Annotated in this window: 15 protein-coding genes; 6 read left to right on the top strand and 9 right to left on the bottom strand. The window is 44.8% G+C overall.

The features are described from left to right. Positions 1–76: 76 nt before the first annotated feature. Complete coding sequence (locus J4N44_RS20225) at positions 77–436, top strand: glutaredoxin family protein (protein ID WP_017819296.1); 360 nt, start codon at positions 77–79, stop codon at positions 434–436. 83 nt (positions 437–519) lie between these two features. Here the strand turns inward: J4N44_RS20225 and J4N44_RS20220 are convergent, their stop codons facing one another. Beyond that, the gene (locus J4N44_RS20220) at positions 520–1,143 is read right to left on the bottom strand and encodes an OmpA family protein (protein ID WP_017188748.1); all 624 of its coding nucleotides are present in this window, start codon (positions 1,141–1,143) and stop codon (positions 520–522) included. A gap of 373 nt (positions 1,144–1,516) precedes the next feature. On the opposite strand from J4N44_RS20220, the gene J4N44_RS20215 reads away from it, so the two are divergent. After that, positions 1,517–2,149 (top strand): thiol:disulfide interchange protein DsbA/DsbL, encoded by a 633-nt coding sequence (locus J4N44_RS20215; protein ID WP_005453670.1) that lies wholly within the window; start codon positions 1,517–1,519, stop codon positions 2,147–2,149. Positions 2,150–2,163: 14 nt separating this feature from the next. Then, positions 2,164–2,637 (top strand): BamJ family beta-barrel-assembly machinery protein, encoded by a 474-nt coding sequence (gene bamJ, locus J4N44_RS20210; protein ID WP_005453668.1) that lies wholly within the window; start codon positions 2,164–2,166, stop codon positions 2,635–2,637. A gap of 67 nt (positions 2,638–2,704) precedes the next feature. On the opposite strand, the gene J4N44_RS20205 is transcribed toward bamJ, so the two are convergent. The 6 genes from J4N44_RS20205 to J4N44_RS20180 form a co-directional block, all read right to left on the bottom strand. After that, a complete protein-coding gene (locus tag J4N44_RS20205) occupies positions 2,705–3,595 on the bottom strand; it encodes a hypothetical protein (protein ID WP_252045659.1) in 891 nt (296 codons plus the stop codon). 38 nt (positions 3,596–3,633) lie between these two features. Beyond that, positions 3,634–6,033, bottom strand: a complete 2,400-nt coding sequence (locus J4N44_RS20200) for a fimbria/pilus outer membrane usher protein (protein WP_252045658.1) — start codon at positions 6,031–6,033, stop codon at positions 3,634–3,636. Positions 6,034–6,079: 46 nt separating this feature from the next. Beyond that, entirely contained in the window at positions 6,080–6,742 is a 663-nt protein-coding gene (locus tag J4N44_RS20195; protein ID WP_252045657.1) for a fimbrial biogenesis chaperone, read from the bottom strand. Positions 6,743–6,792: 50 nt separating this feature from the next. Beyond that, positions 6,793–7,305, bottom strand: a complete 513-nt coding sequence (locus J4N44_RS20190; protein ID WP_005453662.1) for a hypothetical protein — start codon at positions 7,303–7,305, stop codon at positions 6,793–6,795. A 170-nt stretch (positions 7,306–7,475) separates the two neighbouring features. Next, a complete protein-coding gene (locus tag J4N44_RS20185) occupies positions 7,476–8,111 on the bottom strand; it encodes a helix-turn-helix transcriptional regulator (RefSeq protein ID WP_005453657.1) in 636 nt (211 codons plus the stop codon). A 208-nt stretch (positions 8,112–8,319) separates the two neighbouring features. After that, entirely contained in the window at positions 8,320–8,922 is a 603-nt protein-coding gene (locus J4N44_RS20180) for a beta-phosphoglucomutase family hydrolase (RefSeq protein WP_005453655.1), read from the bottom strand. A gap of 76 nt (positions 8,923–8,998) precedes the next feature. On the opposite strand from J4N44_RS20180, the gene arfB reads away from it, so the two are divergent. Further along, the gene (gene arfB / locus J4N44_RS20175) at positions 8,999–9,412 is read left to right on the top strand and encodes an alternative ribosome rescue aminoacyl-tRNA hydrolase ArfB (RefSeq protein ID WP_252045656.1); all 414 of its coding nucleotides are present in this window, start codon (positions 8,999–9,001) and stop codon (positions 9,410–9,412) included. A gap of 71 nt (positions 9,413–9,483) precedes the next feature. Continuing rightward, positions 9,484–11,253: a methyl-accepting chemotaxis protein gene (locus tag J4N44_RS20170; RefSeq protein WP_252045655.1), complete on the top strand. Its 1,770-nt coding sequence runs from the start codon at positions 9,484–9,486 to the stop codon at positions 11,251–11,253. A gap of 92 nt (positions 11,254–11,345) precedes the next feature. On the opposite strand, the gene vmeZ is transcribed toward J4N44_RS20170, so the two are convergent. Continuing rightward, positions 11,346–14,498 carry a multidrug efflux RND transporter permease subunit VmeZ gene (vmeZ, locus tag J4N44_RS20165; RefSeq protein ID WP_005453652.1) on the bottom strand — a complete coding sequence of 1,051 codons (3,153 nt, stop codon included), beginning with the start codon at positions 14,496–14,498 and terminating at the stop codon, positions 11,346–11,348. Between the two features lie 8 nt (positions 14,499–14,506). Next, positions 14,507–15,634 carry a multidrug efflux RND transporter periplasmic adaptor subunit VmeY gene (vmeY, locus tag J4N44_RS20160; protein ID WP_005453651.1) on the bottom strand — a complete coding sequence of 376 codons (1,128 nt, stop codon included), beginning with the start codon at positions 15,632–15,634 and terminating at the stop codon, positions 14,507–14,509. A 350-nt stretch (positions 15,635–15,984) separates the two neighbouring features. Between vmeY and J4N44_RS20155 the strand changes: the two genes are divergently transcribed. Next, entirely contained in the window at positions 15,985–16,443 is a 459-nt protein-coding gene (locus J4N44_RS20155) for a dCMP deaminase family protein (protein WP_005453645.1), read from the top strand. Positions 16,444–16,514: the final 71 nt, after the last annotated feature.

Below are 16,514 nucleotides of genomic sequence, written 5' to 3'. Positions count from 1 at the left end.
CGCTCAACGACTTCGTTACGTAAGTTCGTTGCATGATATACAAGGACACTCATCCACTGAACATCAAGGGATCATTATGAAGTTTATCCGTTGGATTTTGGGAAAAATCATTCTACTTCTCAATGCAGTATTCTCTCCCCGTGGCGTTAAACGTTCGGCAGAAGCACAGAAAAGCGTTGATGATAAAGCCAAAAACTACGCACTGTACCAATTTGAAGCTTGTCCTTTCTGCGTAAAAGTTCGACGTGCTATGAAACGTCAATCCGTGAACATTGAATTACGTGATGCGAAAAACGACCCAGTACATCGCGAAGCACTTGAACAAGGTGGCGGTCGTGTAAAAGTACCTTGTCTGCGTATTGAAAAAGATGGCGAGACGCAATGGCTTTACGAGTCTTCAGACATCGTCGCTTACATTGAAAAAGAATTTGCCTAGTTCCCCCTAAGAACATTGGCGGATGCAAAAGAGGCACCATACGGTGCCTCTTTTCTTTTATCTCAATTCAATGATATGGGCGCTTACTGATCGACAATCAGCATCAGTTCCACTCGACGATTACATGCCTTACCGCTTGCTGTGGTATTACTGCACTGCGGCACATATTCGCCAAAGCCACGAGAGAACACTCTTTGACGAGGCAAGCTGGTTGCAAGTAGCTGCTTTTCTACCTCACGAGCACGCTTTTCCGATAACGAATCATTAAAACTCTCTGCGCCTGTACTGTCTGTATGACCGTCTATCACCACATCAACATCAGTACGCCCGGCAAGATAATGTCCAAGATTGCGGATCCAGTCTTGAGATTGCGATGATAATCTCGCAGAGCCCGTTTGGAAATGCACTTGTTCTTTCAAACGCACCATAAGGTGATCGCCACTGATGGTTTCATGGGCGATATGATGTCTATTTAAAAACATCTCCAGTGACGTCACGCCCTGTGACTTTTTTCCAGCTGTACTCGGAGTCTGAGCAACATAACGTGGAGTTGACACGTAAGATTTCGCGTAACCCCACTCTGGATGTCTTAGCTCTGAGTTAGTTCTCGGGGCAGTATCGAGAATATTACCGCCCGGAACCATATCTGAATTAATACTCGTGCACCCGGCTAATAGACCGCATGCCACTAAAAACCAATGCTTCATACCGTTACCAACGTAGAATGAATTCCTGTTCACTGTGTCGGCTTAAATCGCCCAAACTTTAGTGCCTATTACCATATTTTCTTCAATACACAAGCACAGTTCATGCCAACGATTTAAGTTGGGCATTCATTTTTATCAAACATTATTTGGTAGATAAGAGAGCAAAGAAAATCTCGTTAACTAAACTGTCGCTTAATGGCGTTTCACTTCACGAATTTTCAATAGCTGAGCGCACTAAACACAACGTCATTGCCATGTTTTGTCTAAACTTTCTTCGATTGTCTCACTTTAGTGTAACAAGCCGTATTAATGGTTTTCGTCGATACCGTTAACCGATAAACTAGCACCAATTTTACTATTTAGAGCCTTACCCATGTTCAAAACCATTTCTAAAGGCGCTGCACTTTTTGCCGCAGTTTTTGCCCTAACAGCTTGTGACAACGGCAATAGTCAGCCACAACAAGGCAAGCAATACGAAGTTCTGCCAGTTTCTCTTGCTGAATACAACTTAGCACCAGTAACTGAAGCGTTTTCTCTCACCTGTGGTCATTGTCGTACGATGGAGCAGTTCGTTCCTCAAATTGAATCGTTGACAGAACAGAAAGTTGAGAAGATGCACGTTACCTTTAACGAAAGTGCGCAAATCAGCGCGATCATTTTCTATACAGCGGCAATGCAAGTTAACGGCACTCCGGACAAAGCGTTTATGGAAGAACTGTTTGCTGCCGTTCAAATGGGTGCAGATGCAACTGCCGATGAGCGCCAAGCTGCGGTAGAGAAAGCTTTTGAGTCTCGTAACCTAGTAAGCCCTTACCAGCTAGACGACGCACAACAAGCGAAACTGTTTGAATATATTACTAAAGCAGAAGAGATCACGACTCGTGGTCAAATCAACTCAGTTCCTGCCTTCATCGTAAATGGTAAATACCAAGTAATCACTGGTGGCCACGAGACCGTTGAAGCAATGGCTGACACTATCAACTACCTGCTAAAACAACCAAAATAAGACAAGGAGCTACTGTGTCTAAATTTCTGTTTCCTCTTATTATTTTCGTCCTAGCGGCATTCTTTATCTACCGTACTTGGACAAACCACAAAGCGGCAGACGAAAACTTTGCAAAAGGGCAAGAGTTCCTGCTAGAAAACAGCAAGAAAGAAGGTGTGATTACCACAGAGAGTGGTCTGCAATACCTTGTTCTTGAGAAAGGAACGGGCGACGTTCATCCAACTGCAACTAGCAAAGTGAAAGTTCACTACCATGGCACGCTTATCGATGGTACGGTTTTCGATAGTTCAGTAGAACGTGGTGAGCCGATCACATTCGGTCTAAATCAGGTGATTAAAGGCTGGCAAGAAGGTCTGCAATACATGGTTGTGGGCGAGAAAATCCGCCTGTTCGTGCCAAGCACACTTGGTTACGGTAAAAACGGTACTGGCCCTATCCCACCAGCAAGTGTACTGATCTTTGATGTGGAGCTATTGGACATCCAATAATCCTCAGCAAGAACAAAAAAACGCCGCATCAATTGCGGCGTTTTTTATTCGTCTCAACTTACGTTAGTCAGTAGGCAATCAAACTAATGGTCATCTCATCTTCATATAACCCTGCAGCAGTACCTGGCACTGCCTTATTTTCAAAAGCCATATTGAAGCGAGTTTGGTTCCCACGGTGAGTATTTAAAAACACCGGACTATCCAACCCAAGAGTCTGACCTTGCAAAAATGTGGTGTACGGAACTTTATGACTCGGTTTCCTAATATTGACAAGGTGCCCATGATTCAACGAGTCGAGCTCAAGTTTTACGGAAGCGTTGCTCACCACGACAATGTCCAAATCCCTTCGGTTTTGCTTGGTTAAATTCCCCATATCCACCGTCACTCTTGCCCCAGAAACAGACACATTGGAACTTGAATTTGCCTCTATGCGTGCTCGTACGAATGGCTTTATCGTGTAGTCGAGCCCTGCATTTCTCACACCAACTTCAACTTGCTTGCCAAGTAACGAAAATTCAAAATCTGCCCGATAATTGCCCGGTTGCATGGTTTTTCCTTCGGGCACTTGCACCCAAAAATCGACCTGCTTACTACCACGGCTTGGTAGTAAAAAGTCTCCTTGAGGGGTTCTATTTAGGCTTTTTCTTTGCGTGTTAAGGACGGTCGAATTGATCTTACCTTGAGGGCCAGAAACAACCTGCTGCCAACCATTTGACGGCTTGATGACAATGCCGCTCATACAGTTAACTAGTTGGCTATCTAACTCTATTTTGCCTTGAAACCACAAGGTATCAGGTTGCGTCACATGAGGTTTATAAGGTGTATCATTGATGCTTACCCTAAATGTCCCCCCACACTGCGCTTCGCTGGCATCATTCGCCAACAACGGTGAAGCAAAAGCAGTAAGAAATAGCACGGTTGCGAATGTTAATACATCACTGCGATTAACTGTTTTCATCCTATTCTCCTTTTCTTTTACCAGTACAATGCGCTAAATTATTTGTCATTGTTCGGCATTACTGTGATTTCACCTAAATCGATTAAGCTCGTATCAGACTCAGGAATCGAGATAACGACAGGGCTAATCTGTAGTCCATAAAGCTCAACTGCATATATGCCAGGACGTAGACCTTGAATGAAGAATCGTCCTTGCTTGTTGGTAAAAAACTCAATTTGTTCATCATCAACCAACACACGCCCTTGTCGGTACTCGATAGGTTCACCGCTAAGACGCTTCAAATAACCACTCGCCGTGTATGACGCATCGGAACCTATCGTCAACAAATATCCGGTTGCCGCCGCCGGCATTAGCTCAAGTTTGCCATCTCCCCAGTCATAACCAACAGGAGAATCCATCACGTTATAATCCATCGCATAGCGAGCATAAGGCTGGGAGATCGAAACAAGACCATTAAGATGCTTTGTCGCTATTGCGGTTGGTCTTCCTTGGGAGTCTACATCTAGGTTCGCAGTCGCTTCACCCAACGTCGGGTGCATTTCTGCCACAACAAAAGGACCACTGGTCGCACGTCCCCCCCCCCAATCACCGTCAACCATACCAACTGCAGTCGCTAGGCGCAGTGAAGCTTGGTATTGCTCGGTATCTTCTTTTCTCACTACATCACGGCTTACTTCGGACTCTGCTCTAAAACGATTTGCGGTGTAACTCAATTGAGCTCGTTGGGTATCACGAAATTCGTCCTGCTCAGCTTCGATTCTTACGCCATAGTCACCAACGTAGTTCAAACCTTCATTACTAAAATACGCTCGGCTCCGTTCATTCTCACTGTTGTAAGAGAGACCTATACGATTTCCATGCTCATCCGAATACCAATTGTATTCAAAGGTAAACAAGAAACGCGTATCCGGTTCGTTATAACGCTCGGATTCTTCGTATTCGCTGCCAACCCCTACCGTAAAACCACCATGTCGCCAATTTAGCAAGACCGAACCACGTAACTCATCGTCATCAGGAGGGAGCTGAGTCAGGCGTCCTGTTAATGTCAGATCAAATTTACTGTTTATCTGCCAAAAGTAATTTGCGAGATATTGTGTATATGAGTTGCCTTCTTGGGATTCTTTCCAAGGTTTGTTTTGAAAATCATCCGATTTTTCAATCGCAAAACGTAGGTTGGGAGATTGGCTTTCCCCACTTCCAAAAATGCTGTTTTCATAATCAAGGGAAGCTATCCAACCGTCTTCTCCCGAACTTGCAGAGCTTAGCGAATAACGAGCAGTCACATTCCCTACACCGCTTTTGAAAGTAAACAGAGCCCCAAATACCGAACCATCTTGAGCATATAAGCCGTTTGTACCTGCGGTTAACCAGTCAGTGACACCATATTCTAAGTAACCTGTCGCTACCCATTCCTCTTCGTATTCTACTTGACGGTTGTCATAGATGATTGGCTGCCCAACGGAAAACGAGTAATCAATCAGACCTTTTTTCAACAGCTTAGCGTTGTAAAATTGAGTAAAGCGCAATACTTCTTGCTTACCAGAAACATAGTTGACGACAACCGTAATATCGTTAGCACCGTTATCTAAAATCAGATTCTTGAGGTTGTAACGTCCCGGCTCCAATCGCCCACCAGAAATTCGTTCACCGTTGACATAAACTTCCACTTCAGCGGATTCGAGCAGAACAAGTTGTTGGCTACTCTCAGGGCTTGTCTCACGATCCGGTTGTAAGTCAGCGTATCGACTCTCAATTGAAAAACCACCCAAGGACATGCCATAAATATGTCCAGATTCACCACTGATAACATCCCCTGTGGAAGCACGCATCGGTAAGTTTGGATCATCATAGAAAGCAATCCACTCACCTCGGGAAAACTTTGTGGTTTCGTTATCCGCTTCAAGATAATTGGCTAAAAGAAAATTCACACCACTGGCACCACCGATATTGCCTTGTGACAACCAATCCAGCGACGAATCCCAAGTCTCAACATCCTCTTGCCAATAATTGTTATAGGCGAAGCTAAAACTGTTTAACCAGTTTATCGAGCCACTTTCAGAGGGAATAAAATCGGGATAGCCAGACGACAAAGTAATGTCTTGTTCGCTAAGAATTTGTGCCGAGAGCCGAACGTCAATAAACAAGGATTCAGTATTAAGTGTCACCTCGATACCTCGCTCAGCGAGTGTTTCGATATCAACGAATGTTGACGGCTCTGAACCAAAAAACTGCGACCACCATTCCGGACTCACGCGCGTTCCGAGCAAATCTTGGAGGGCATCGACAGACACTCGCTCAAGAGCCATGCCGTTTATTTCAACAGGGAGTTCGCCAAGCTGATTTTGTTCATACACAAGGGGTAAGGAGAGGCTGTAAGAGCTTCCCCATACAGCTCCAGAAATAAGGACAGCGATCGATACGACGAATGCGCGCCACATTGTAACCTTCCGTGTATGTCAGCGACGTTATGAAAACTGGGTGTCGTTAGTTCACAAGAAGTGACTCGACGTTCACCTGAACTTTCTGGTTTGGCACGAGATATTGCATCGGTAGAACCGGCTCTAGTTGCTCCCAATCCCAACGCTTCGTTTGACCTTGCCAATCAACCGAGTAAGTGTGTTTGTTTAACTCAATAACACTTGAACCTGTATTGCTAATTTTCAGATTTGGCTTGTTGTCATTGGATACAGTGATTTCGCTGGAATATTGGTCTTGCGCATCTTGTGGAGAGACAAACACAAGCGCTCCGATTCGGAACAACATTTGTATGGCATCTTTCTCAACTTCATCCGCTTTGAGTGGCAATTGGCTCACGATCAAACGATAGGATTCTGCTACACCCTTGGGTGCGCCAATGTATTGCACCTTAATGGTCTGAGATTTCCCCGGCTGAATAAGTACTTGCGGTGGAAAGATCATCAAGTCATCGGTTTCAAGAAGCGACTCTTCGTTGTTGAATTCAACTAATCGCCTAACGCCAGTCACCTCAATAGGCAAAGGTGCAAGAGAGGTATTGGTTACCTTGAAAAATACCGTTGTCTCTTTCCCTGAATCGGAAAGAAATTGCACCATTGGGAAAAGCTCAAAAGCCAACACTTGTGCTGGCATGTAAATCAAGATGAGAAATAATATTCGAAGTGTTTTCATACAACATAATGGCTGAGGGATGGACGGGACCTCCCTCAGCGCATTCCTTCCTACATGTGGAATAGAGTCACATACATCGCGCCGCTGTATTCACCCCAACGCGCACCAGCTTGAGGTTTAGAGGTAATTGAAAGTTTGTGCTCATCAGTCATCGTTTTATCTAGGTTGTTACTAATTTCAACCACTTGATGGATACGAGCAACGGTAGTGTCAATCCCTTTGTCTTTTAGCTTAGTTTCACCATTGAAGCTGTACTCCATTGGAATTTCATCTTCATTGCTGTTGGTAAAACCAAATGGGTCAACTTGGACGATACCTTTCGTGCCGTATGAGTTGCACCACGTTTTAAAGCCAAATTCTTTTGTATCAGATGACTTAGTTAAGTCGAAATTGATGACATCCAAGTTGCCGTAAGTCATCATTTCACAACGCTTAGGCACTTCACCTTTGAATTTAACGTAAAAGTCTGCGCGACCTTCGTCAGACCCAACGACCCATGGATTCGCAACTGCACCAGCCGATACAAGCAACGCCATTGCTGCAAAACCTGCTAAACGTTTCATGATTGTTCTCCTTTACATTTTTTCCTGCGGTATAGACCAAAAGTTGAATTAAGTAGACGAGTTAAATGTACGCCTTATTAACTTTTTTCCTATCGGTCATCTGACCAAAAGAACCACATAAAAGGATGAGTAAAGGACAACCAAATAATTAATTTGAACTAGATCAAAAATCACTCAACCATTAAAGATCCTAACTGAGAACGGCTTTGCTTTCCTGTTTTAGATAATATATGGGAGACATGTGTTTTTACCGTGCTTAAACTTACACTCAGTTGACCTGCTATTTCTTTATTTGAATAACCTTGAACTAAATACATAAATACTTTCTGTTCTTTAGTAGAAAGTTCGTATTTAGCACCTAGAACTTCCGCAGATGAAGAACTATGAACTTGTCCCCTCACAATATTCTTTAATGAAGAAGACATGGCTTCTCGACTAAACCATAACTGACCAGAAGCCACCATTCGGACGGATTTGTGAAGCAGTTCTAAGGTAAAGTCATTCTCTAGTAACCCACCCCAACCCAGAGATATAAGCCCTTGAACTCCCTCTAAGTCTTGCTTACTCGCATTGGCAAGCAACCAAGCGCCGCCACGCGAAAGTGGTGAGATTAAGTGCAATGATGGATTACCTAAAGTAAGGCGATCATAAATAACAATATCAGTATTTTTTAAATTCCATATATTATTGACAGTTTTCTCAGTGTAAAAAGTGTAGTTTTTAAAAGAATGAGATAAACCAGCAATAACTAACCCTGACCAATCTGAGTCAGAAGAAATTACATAAACATTTTGAGAGCGTGTCATGCTCCTTTCCTGTAAAAATAATTTAGTAAAAGGAATAAATAACTATAGCGAGTGTAGATTATTAATACTTTATAATTAGATTGATAATTTGATTAATTTCACAATAAACATTCACATTCTCATTATGAGAATTATATAAATTCACTGAGGTTATACAAAAAGACCACGATAATATCGTGGTCTTTTAAATGACAATTAACTTATTAAGTTAAGATTTTGGATAAAATACTAGCTCATTACCCTCGACCATCACACAATCCATTCCTGCGGCATGAGCGGCTTTTTTTCCTAACTCGGTATCTTCAAACACCACACACTCTTGTGCAGACAAACCAAGCTGTTCGGCTGCCATAAGAAACGTATCTGGGAAAGGTTTGTGATTTTCTACATCCGTTGCCGTAACGACAGCATTTAACTTCTTCAGAATGCCTGCTTTTGCTAACAGACGCAGTGCGCTATCACGTTGACTGCCTGTTCCAACAGCAATCTTCTTATTACCAAGATGTTGGTCCAAAACCGTATTCGTGCATGAAATGATTTCACCGTGTTGTTCCATTTCTGCAAACGTGTCCATTTTGAAACGAGAAACAACTTTTGGGTCGAGAGATAAACCGTGTTGACGATTCACTTCGCCAACAATTTTGAAGCTTGGCATGCCCCCTAAACTATGCAACCACTCTTGGTTAAAAGGGAACTCGAAACGGTCTGCTGTCGCTTGCCATGCAGCTAAGTGCGCTGGCATCGTATCAATCAAGGTGCCGTCCATATCGAAAATTAACCCTTTATAGGGGCTTAAATCTATTGTGTTCATGTCAATTCTTCTATTTGTACATCTCTGATGGTAATTTATCAGCCATCGTCACATTCCTTATTGGCATTTAGTAATCATGCTCAAAATTTCGAACTCCGTCACAATTCAAGATTGGGAAGTCCAATTATTGCCTATCCGGGCTCAAGGAAATGGTGGGCAGAACGTTAATAAGGTATCGTCCGCAATACATCTGCGCTTTGATGTACGTCATTCCACACTGCCGGAATTCTATAAAGAGCGACTCCTCGCCCTTTCGGATAGTAGGATTTCAAAAGAAGGGGTGATCATCATTAAAGCTCAGCAGTGTCGGACGCAAGAGCAGAACAAAGAAGACGCACTAAATCGATTACAAGCGTTGATACAATCTGCCAGCCGACAGGAAAAGAAGCGTATTAAAACGAAACCAACTCGCGCTTCACAACGTCGCAGACTTGATAGCAAAACCAAGCAAGCGACAAAAAAACAGCAACGCCAGAAAGTGCTGTACTAACAAACGTCAGAGCTAGCCATTGGAAGCCTCTTTGGGTTTCTTAACTTAGTCAATTCTTCAGGACAAACTATATGACTATTAGGCACAAGCTCTACTCCCTAGGAGTAATTGCCATTCTTGGCATTGTAACCCTATTGGGTACCTCGTCACACTTCGCTAACCAAAGCCAAGAGCTCAACCATGCAATCAAATTGGTTGGCGATCTCGAAATTCGTCTCCTTAACCTGCGCCGTAATGAAAAAGACTTCTTGTTACGCAGCAACATCAAATACCTCGATAAATTCAATGCTAACGTCGACAAATTTTTGGGTATCGAACAAGAATTGGCTGGCATTCTCAACCTTTATGAACTTCCTTCTAGTCATCAATTCAAGCAAGATTTACTGGCTTACCAAAAAGGATTTCAAAAATTAGTTGCTGCTTACGAACGCTATGGTCTCGATGCAAATAGTGGTCTATTAGCGAGCTTTGAACAGGCTTTATCTGAAGCCGAGCAAAATGCAAACCACCAACAAGTAATGGCACTGACTAAGTTCGCGCAACGAGTTAAAGCCGGACAAATGGACGAAGGTCTGTTGCAAGGTTTGTATGTTCCTTCATTAATCGAAAATGCGCGCCAACTTGCGACGCAGAGACAGACGATTGGAGTCGCGTACAACAAAGGTCTACTGGGTGACACTCGTGCCCTATCACACACAGTTGAAGAACAATTTAAGACCTTCTCATCTGCGTTGAGTAATGCAGCGACCGAACGTGATAGTCAAAACACCATGGTGAAACAAGTTATCACTGCGGTAGTATTTATTATTATCTTAGCTCTGATTTCGCAAATCTCACGCTCAATCAATGCACGCGTTAGTAGCCTGCTTGCGACCATAAAGAACATCAGTGAAAGTAATAACATGGGTTTACGTTCAGAGTTGGCAGGTAAAGATGAACTGGCGGACATCAGCCACCACTTAAACGATCTGTTGGATAAGCTTGAGCACCTGATTCATGGCACACAAGAGAAGTCAGCACAGCTATCAGCAAGTACTGACAACATGCATCGCGAACTAGAAGGTGTGATGGAACAGTTCCACACTCAGGCAGACCATACCTCATCAATGGCAACAGCAGTTCAGCAAATGGTCGCCACGATTGGTGAAATCTCTGAAAGTACTTCTGTGGCAGTAGAAGGCGTTCACCAAGCTGCAAACAATGCGGAGCAAGGTCGTACCGTTGTTGAAACCACAGTAACAAATGTCGGTCAATTAACTGGTATTCTCTCGAACAGCCAGCAATCAATTGGCTCTTTAAACGAACATGTAGCGAAAATTGGCGGTGCAGTAAACATCATCCAAGATATAGCAGAGCAAACTAACCTACTCGCGCTAAACGCAGCAATTGAAGCAGCACGTGCCGGCGAGCAAGGTCGTGGCTTTGCCGTCGTGGCGGATGAAGTACGCGCACTCGCAAGTCGTACTCATCAATCGACAGAAGAGATCACTCGCGTGGTATCAGACATTCAGTCACAAATGTCGATGGTCGTATCTGATATCGACCAATGTAACGATCAGGGTCAGCAAACCCTACAAGCATCGGAGAAGCTGGATTCAAGCCTTCAGCAAATCATTACAGACATGCATGCAATTCAAGGCAACTCTGAACGCATCGCATCAGCAATTGAAGAGCAAGGCATCGTGATGAATCAGGTGAGCGACTCGATTACTGAATTGAACGTGATTTCAGAAAACAACATGCAATCCGCACAAGAGTGTCTGCATGAAGTCGACTCTGTCTCTGCTCAAGCCCATGACATGGACGAAGCGGTTGCGGAATTTAAAACTCGCAGCGCGTAGCCCAAATTCACTTACTCGGTTTAAATGAGTACCAACAAAAAGCCCGAAGCACTCTCATGCTTCGGGCTTTTCTATTTAAAGTTACTTAGTGCTTATTCATCATCTAAAGGAACCAGTTTGGTATTACCACCGTGGATCTTCTCACGTTTTCTCTGTACCAGAGCGTAGAAGCCCGGAATCAGGAAAGTACCTGCTAGGAGCACACACAGCAGACCACCAATTAGGGAAATACCCAGTGAGTTCTGACTCACGTGGCCCGCACCAGCGGCGAAGATCAATGGGAAAATACCCAAGATAAACGACCAAGACGTCATGTTAACAGCACGGAAACGAAGCTTGCCCCCTTGTACTGCTGCACTGTCGATATCCACATCTTTTTCTTCACGCTCTTGCTTGGCGAATTCCACAATTAGGATTGCGTTCTTCGCCGCGAGCGCTATGAGCAGGACGAGACCTATCTGAGCGTATAAGTTGAGTGGCGTTCCGGTTAAGTTCAATGCGAGGAAGGAACCCAACGTTGCCACTGGCACCACTAGGATGATCGCTAAAGGAATACTCCAACTCTCGTACTGCGCCACCATGAACAAGTAGATAAAGATCAATGCCAATGCGAACGCGTAAATCGCTTGGTTACCTGCCAAGACTTCTTGATACGCCATACCCGTCCACTCGTAAGTGTAACCTTGTGGCAGAACTTCAGCCGCGACACGTTCCATTGCTGCAATCGCGTCACCACTTGAATAACCCGGAGCGGGTTGACCTTGAATGATGGCACTGCGGTACATGTTATAACGCCATGCAACATCCGGCTCAAACACCTGTTCGTAGCTCACTAATGTACTCAGTGGTACCATATCGCCACTTGAAGAACGCACGTGGAAACGCTCAAGATCTTCCATACTGCTGCGGTGTTCGCTGTCTGCTTGCATGGTCACACGGAAGTTCTTACCAAACATGGTGAAGTCGTTCACGTATAGCGAACCAAGGTTACCTTGCAATGTTTGGAAGATTGACGACAGTGGAATACCTAATTGTTGCGCTTTCTCACGGTCAATATCGACATAGTAATGCGGTACATTTGCACGGAAGGTACTGAAGGTATATGCGATTTCTGGAGCTTGGTTAGCCGCCTGAATCATTTCACCCATTACCATCGACAAATCAGTACGGCTACGACCTAACGTGTCCTCAAGTACAAATTCAAAGCCTGAGGCTGCGCCCATACCCGGAACGGCAGGAGGTCCCATCGCAAATACTATCGCTTGCGGCAGTTCCATCGCAGCACGACCGTTGATGCGGTTTGCAATTGCGTTAGCAGCATGTTCACCGTCAAGTGAGTTACGCGTATCCCAATCATGCAGTTTGATAAACAGAGACGCACCATTTGATGCTGCGGCACCCGTCATGAATGAGTAACCATTCGCAACCGTCACGCCATCAACACCCGGTTCTTGCTCAACCATCTTCATCAGTTCATTGGTCACTTCTTCGGTACGAGAAAGTGACGCAGAGTCCGGAAGTTGCACGTTCACCAACAAAATGCCTTTATCTTCTTGAGGTACAAACGCCGTAGACGTTGTTTTCGCGAAGAAAGTTACTGCGGCAACCGCGACGAAGAAGAAAGCAATCAGCAACATAGACTTCTTGACCAAGAAGCCAGCGATCTGACCGTAGCGCGCTGTTACACGCTCTAGACCACGGTTGAACGCTTGGAACCAGTTTGCCGTGTTACCACCACCCTGCTTCAATACCAGCGAACATAGTGCTGGAGACAGCGTTAATGCGTTAATAGACGAGATAACTACCGAGATACAGATCGTCAATGCGAACTGACGGTACATGATGCCGGTAATCCCCGGAAGCATGGCTACTGGTAGGAATACCGCCAATAGAACCAAGGTCGAGGTAATGATTGGACCCGTTACTTCTTTCATCGCCAGCAAAGTGGCTTTGCGTGGTGAAATGGTTGGGTCTTTCGCCATAGTGGTATCGACGTTTTCGATAACTAGAATCGCGTCATCTACCACGATACCGATGGCGAGGATCAAGCCGAACAGGGTTACCGTGTTGATGGTAAAACCCGTCGCCTGCATGATAGCGAATGTGCCGATAAGGGATACTGGAATCGCAACAACAGGAATTAAGGTTGCGCGCGCACTACCAAGGAACAGGTAAGTAACTGCAATTACCAACAAGATCGCTTCAATCAGCGTTTTCACTACACCCTTGATCGACTCAGCAACGAACACGGTTGTGTCATAACTGGTTTCGTAAGCCATGCCTTCAGGGAAATTCGTGCTCAAACGTTCAAGCAAGTCCATGACCGCTTGCCCACTTTCCAATGCGTTTGCGTCTGATTGTAGTGACAACGCGACGATAGAAGCATCTTGACCACGGAACTTACCGTTACCGTCATAGAACTTCTTACCAAGCTCAACGCGAGCAACGTCTTTTAGGTATACAGTAGAACCATCTGGGTTTGCACGAAGTACTACATCCTCAAACTCGCTCACGCTCTCAAGACGACCTTTGGTCACCAAGTTGAACTGAACTTCTTGAGGGTTGTTGTATGGCGCAGCACCAATACGACCTGCTGCTACCTGTACGTTCTGCTCCGCCAACGCCGAGTACACATCGGTTGTTGTGAGGTTCAGGTTAGCCATTTTTTCTGGATCTAACCAAACACGCATCGCGTATTCACCACCACCGATAACGTTAACTTCACTGATGCCCTTAACACGCGCCAGTTGGTCTTTTACGTTCAGGTTGATGTAGTTGATAAGGAACTTGTCATCGTACTTACCGTCAGGTGAGTAGAAGTTCAAAACCATCAACAAGTCAGGAGAACGCTTTTTCACCGTTACGCCTACCATGCGTACTTCTTGAGGCAGTTTTGACTCAATCTGCGATACACGGTTTTGCACGTTAACCTGCGCCATGTCTGGATCAGTACCCACATCGAAGGTGACGTTTAGGCTGTAAGAACCATCGTTAGCACTCTTTGAAGACATGTAAATCATGTTTTCAACGCCGTTCACGGAGGTTTCTATTGGGTCGGCTATCGCCTGCTCCACAACCTCAGCACTTGCACCCGTATAAAATGCTGTCACGCTCACCGATGGTGGACTGATTTTAGGATATTCAGCAACAGGCAAGATCGCTAATGAGATGGCACCTGCCAACGTCAAGATGATCGAAATAACCAGTGCGAATTTCGGTCTTTGAATAAAGAAACGACTTAACATGACGCCTCCTACTGTTTCTGTTCAGCAGGTGATTGAATACGCACTTCTACACCGTTGCGTACACGTTGTAGACCTTGTGTAATCACAGTGTCGTCCTTGTTCAAACCTTCTTTGATGATGATACCCTGCTCTACTTGCGCACCAAGTTCAACGTTACGGCGCTCCGCAACATTGCCTTCTGCCATCACCATGGCAAAGTCACCTTCTAGGTCCGTTTGCACTGCACGACGAGGAATCACGATGACGTCTTTTGCATTCTTATCGCGAAGGTTCACTTTAATGTGTTGGCCAGGAAGTAGCTTTTGCTCAGGGTTTGGTACCACTGCGCGCATCGCGATCGTACCGGTTTGCGTATTAATCCGATTACCTAAAAAGTCCAATTGACCTAGATGTTCGAAGTACTCTCCGTTTTCCAGTTCAAGCTGAACCTCAACGCCACTCGACTCTGCACTGCCGTCGCCTTTAATACCGTCCATACCAAGGTTTAAACGTTCACGTTCACTCACGCTGAATGAGGTATGCACTGGGTCTAGGCTAACTAATGTCGTCAAAATGCCAGAAGATGGGGAAAGCAGATCACCAGTACTTACTTTACTGTCACTGATGCGACCGCTAAATGGAGCACGAATTTGAGTGTAAGAAAGGTTTACTTCCGCAAGCTTAAGCTGAGCGTTTGCTGCTTCAAGCTCTGCTCGCGCGCCAAGTAACGTCGCCGTCAACGCATCGAACTCTGATTGGGAAATACTGCCACGTGGCAACAAGTTTTTACCACGTTGGTGGTCGAGCTCTGCTTTCTTAAGCGCCGCTTTTGCCTGAGCTAGCGCTGCTTTTGCACTCGCCACTTGCGCTTCAAAAGAAGAAGGCTCGATGGAGTACAACAACTGCCCTTTCTCTACCATCTGACCTTCGTCAAAATGGCGAGCTTCAAGATAGCCGGAGACTTGTGCCGTAATATTCGTATCTTCTACTGCTTCAATGCGACCGATGTAAGACTTACTCGGTTGGTAGTCGATAATTGTGACATCTTGAGTCACAACAAGAGGAGCTTGCGCCCCCTTCTGGGCATTGTTTGCTTCTCCGCATCCCGCGAGGATAGCTGTTGCCGCCATTAGTGCGACGAGTGGTTTCTTTTGCATGTATATACCGTCTTTATAGAACAGAATTCGTTTGACAATACCCTAACCTTACAGGGTGCTTTGTCCGAAAACTTTAAGAGAAACCGGGGAAAGTGTATCAAAGTGTAAGCCGATGAAACGACTCGCAAACATCGTAATCAACAGGCTAAATTTGTTGCGATCATGTACACGAATCACGCTGAAAATTGATGTGAAGTAAGCAATGAGAATATGGCGTCATCATCACTTGGAGATCAAAGTCTACATAGGAAAATAGAATCTTCATGATCGCTAGACATGTTTTGACTATTTTTTTAAACAGAATGCGTTATCATGCAGATAATTCAAAGCTTTCGACCGAGAGGATGAGTATGATTTCTAAATGGGAGAAACGTTTTTACCAAATGGCTGAGCTGGTGGCATCTTGGAGTAAAGATCCATCGACACAGGTAGGTGCGGTTATCACAAAACAAAACCGCATTGTTTCTGTTGGCTTCAACGGCTACCCACATGGTGTTTCTGACAGTGTGGATACGGATGAACGTGAACTGAAATACTTAAAAACACTGCACGCAGAAGAGAACGCGATTTTGTTTTCAAAGCGCGACTTAGATGGATGTGATATCTGGGTAACGCACTTCCCTTGCCCAAACTGTGCGGCAAAGATCATTCAGACAGGTATCGCTCGCGTGAGTTGCCCGGAACAGTCTGAAGATTTCTTGTCTCGTTGGGGTGATAAGATTCAAGTAAGCCAAGATATGTTCGACCAAGCCGGAGTCGAAGTGAACTGGCTGCCAATTAGTGAAATCGAAGAAAAAAGCGTTCGTTAAACCACCTCTTGGATGGCTAATAAACGTACAGAATTCATTTCACTCGAGCAAAATTAAAAAGCCCAGACACG

Source organism: Vibrio sp. SCSIO 43155 (genome assembly GCF_023716605.1).
GTDB lineage: Bacteria > Pseudomonadota > Gammaproteobacteria > Enterobacterales > Vibrionaceae > Vibrio > Vibrio harveyi.
Note: the sequence above shows the minus strand (reverse complement) of the source record. Positions and strands in the feature narration are given on the sequence as shown.

Excerpts from the sequence above, each read along its gene's own strand:
- J4N44_RS20225 (WP_017819296.1), top strand. The coding sequence starts at position 77 with ATGAAGTTTATCCGTTGGATTTTGGGAAAAATCATTCTACTTCTCAAT.
- J4N44_RS20220 (WP_017188748.1), bottom strand. The coding sequence starts at position 1,143 with ATGAAGCATTGGTTTTTAGTGGCATGCGGTCTATTAGCCGGGTGCACG.
- J4N44_RS20215 (WP_005453670.1), top strand. The coding sequence starts at position 1,517 with ATGTTCAAAACCATTTCTAAAGGCGCTGCACTTTTTGCCGCAGTTTTT.
- J4N44_RS20205 (WP_252045659.1), bottom strand. The coding sequence starts at position 3,595 with ATGAAAACAGTTAATCGCAGTGATGTATTAACATTCGCAACCGTGCTA.
- J4N44_RS20200 (WP_252045658.1), bottom strand. The coding sequence starts at position 6,033 with ATGTGGCGCGCATTCGTCGTATCGATCGCTGTCCTTATTTCTGGAGCT.
- J4N44_RS20195 (WP_252045657.1), bottom strand. The coding sequence starts at position 6,742 with ATGAAAACACTTCGAATATTATTTCTCATCTTGATTTACATGCCAGCA.
- J4N44_RS20190 (WP_005453662.1), bottom strand. The coding sequence starts at position 7,305 with ATGAAACGTTTAGCAGGTTTTGCAGCAATGGCGTTGCTTGTATCGGCT.
- J4N44_RS20185 (WP_005453657.1), bottom strand. The coding sequence starts at position 8,111 with ATGACACGCTCTCAAAATGTTTATGTAATTTCTTCTGACTCAGATTGG.
- J4N44_RS20180 (WP_005453655.1), bottom strand. The coding sequence starts at position 8,922 with ATGAACACAATAGATTTAAGCCCCTATAAAGGGTTAATTTTCGATATG.
- arfB (WP_252045656.1), top strand. The coding sequence starts at position 8,999 with ATGCTCAAAATTTCGAACTCCGTCACAATTCAAGATTGGGAAGTCCAA.
- J4N44_RS20170 (WP_252045655.1), top strand. The coding sequence starts at position 9,484 with ATGACTATTAGGCACAAGCTCTACTCCCTAGGAGTAATTGCCATTCTT.
- vmeZ (WP_005453652.1), bottom strand. The coding sequence starts at position 14,498 with ATGTTAAGTCGTTTCTTTATTCAAAGACCGAAATTCGCACTGGTTATT.
- vmeY (WP_005453651.1), bottom strand. The coding sequence starts at position 15,634 with ATGCAAAAGAAACCACTCGTCGCACTAATGGCGGCAACAGCTATCCTC.
- J4N44_RS20155 (WP_005453645.1), top strand. The coding sequence starts at position 15,985 with ATGATTTCTAAATGGGAGAAACGTTTTTACCAAATGGCTGAGCTGGTG.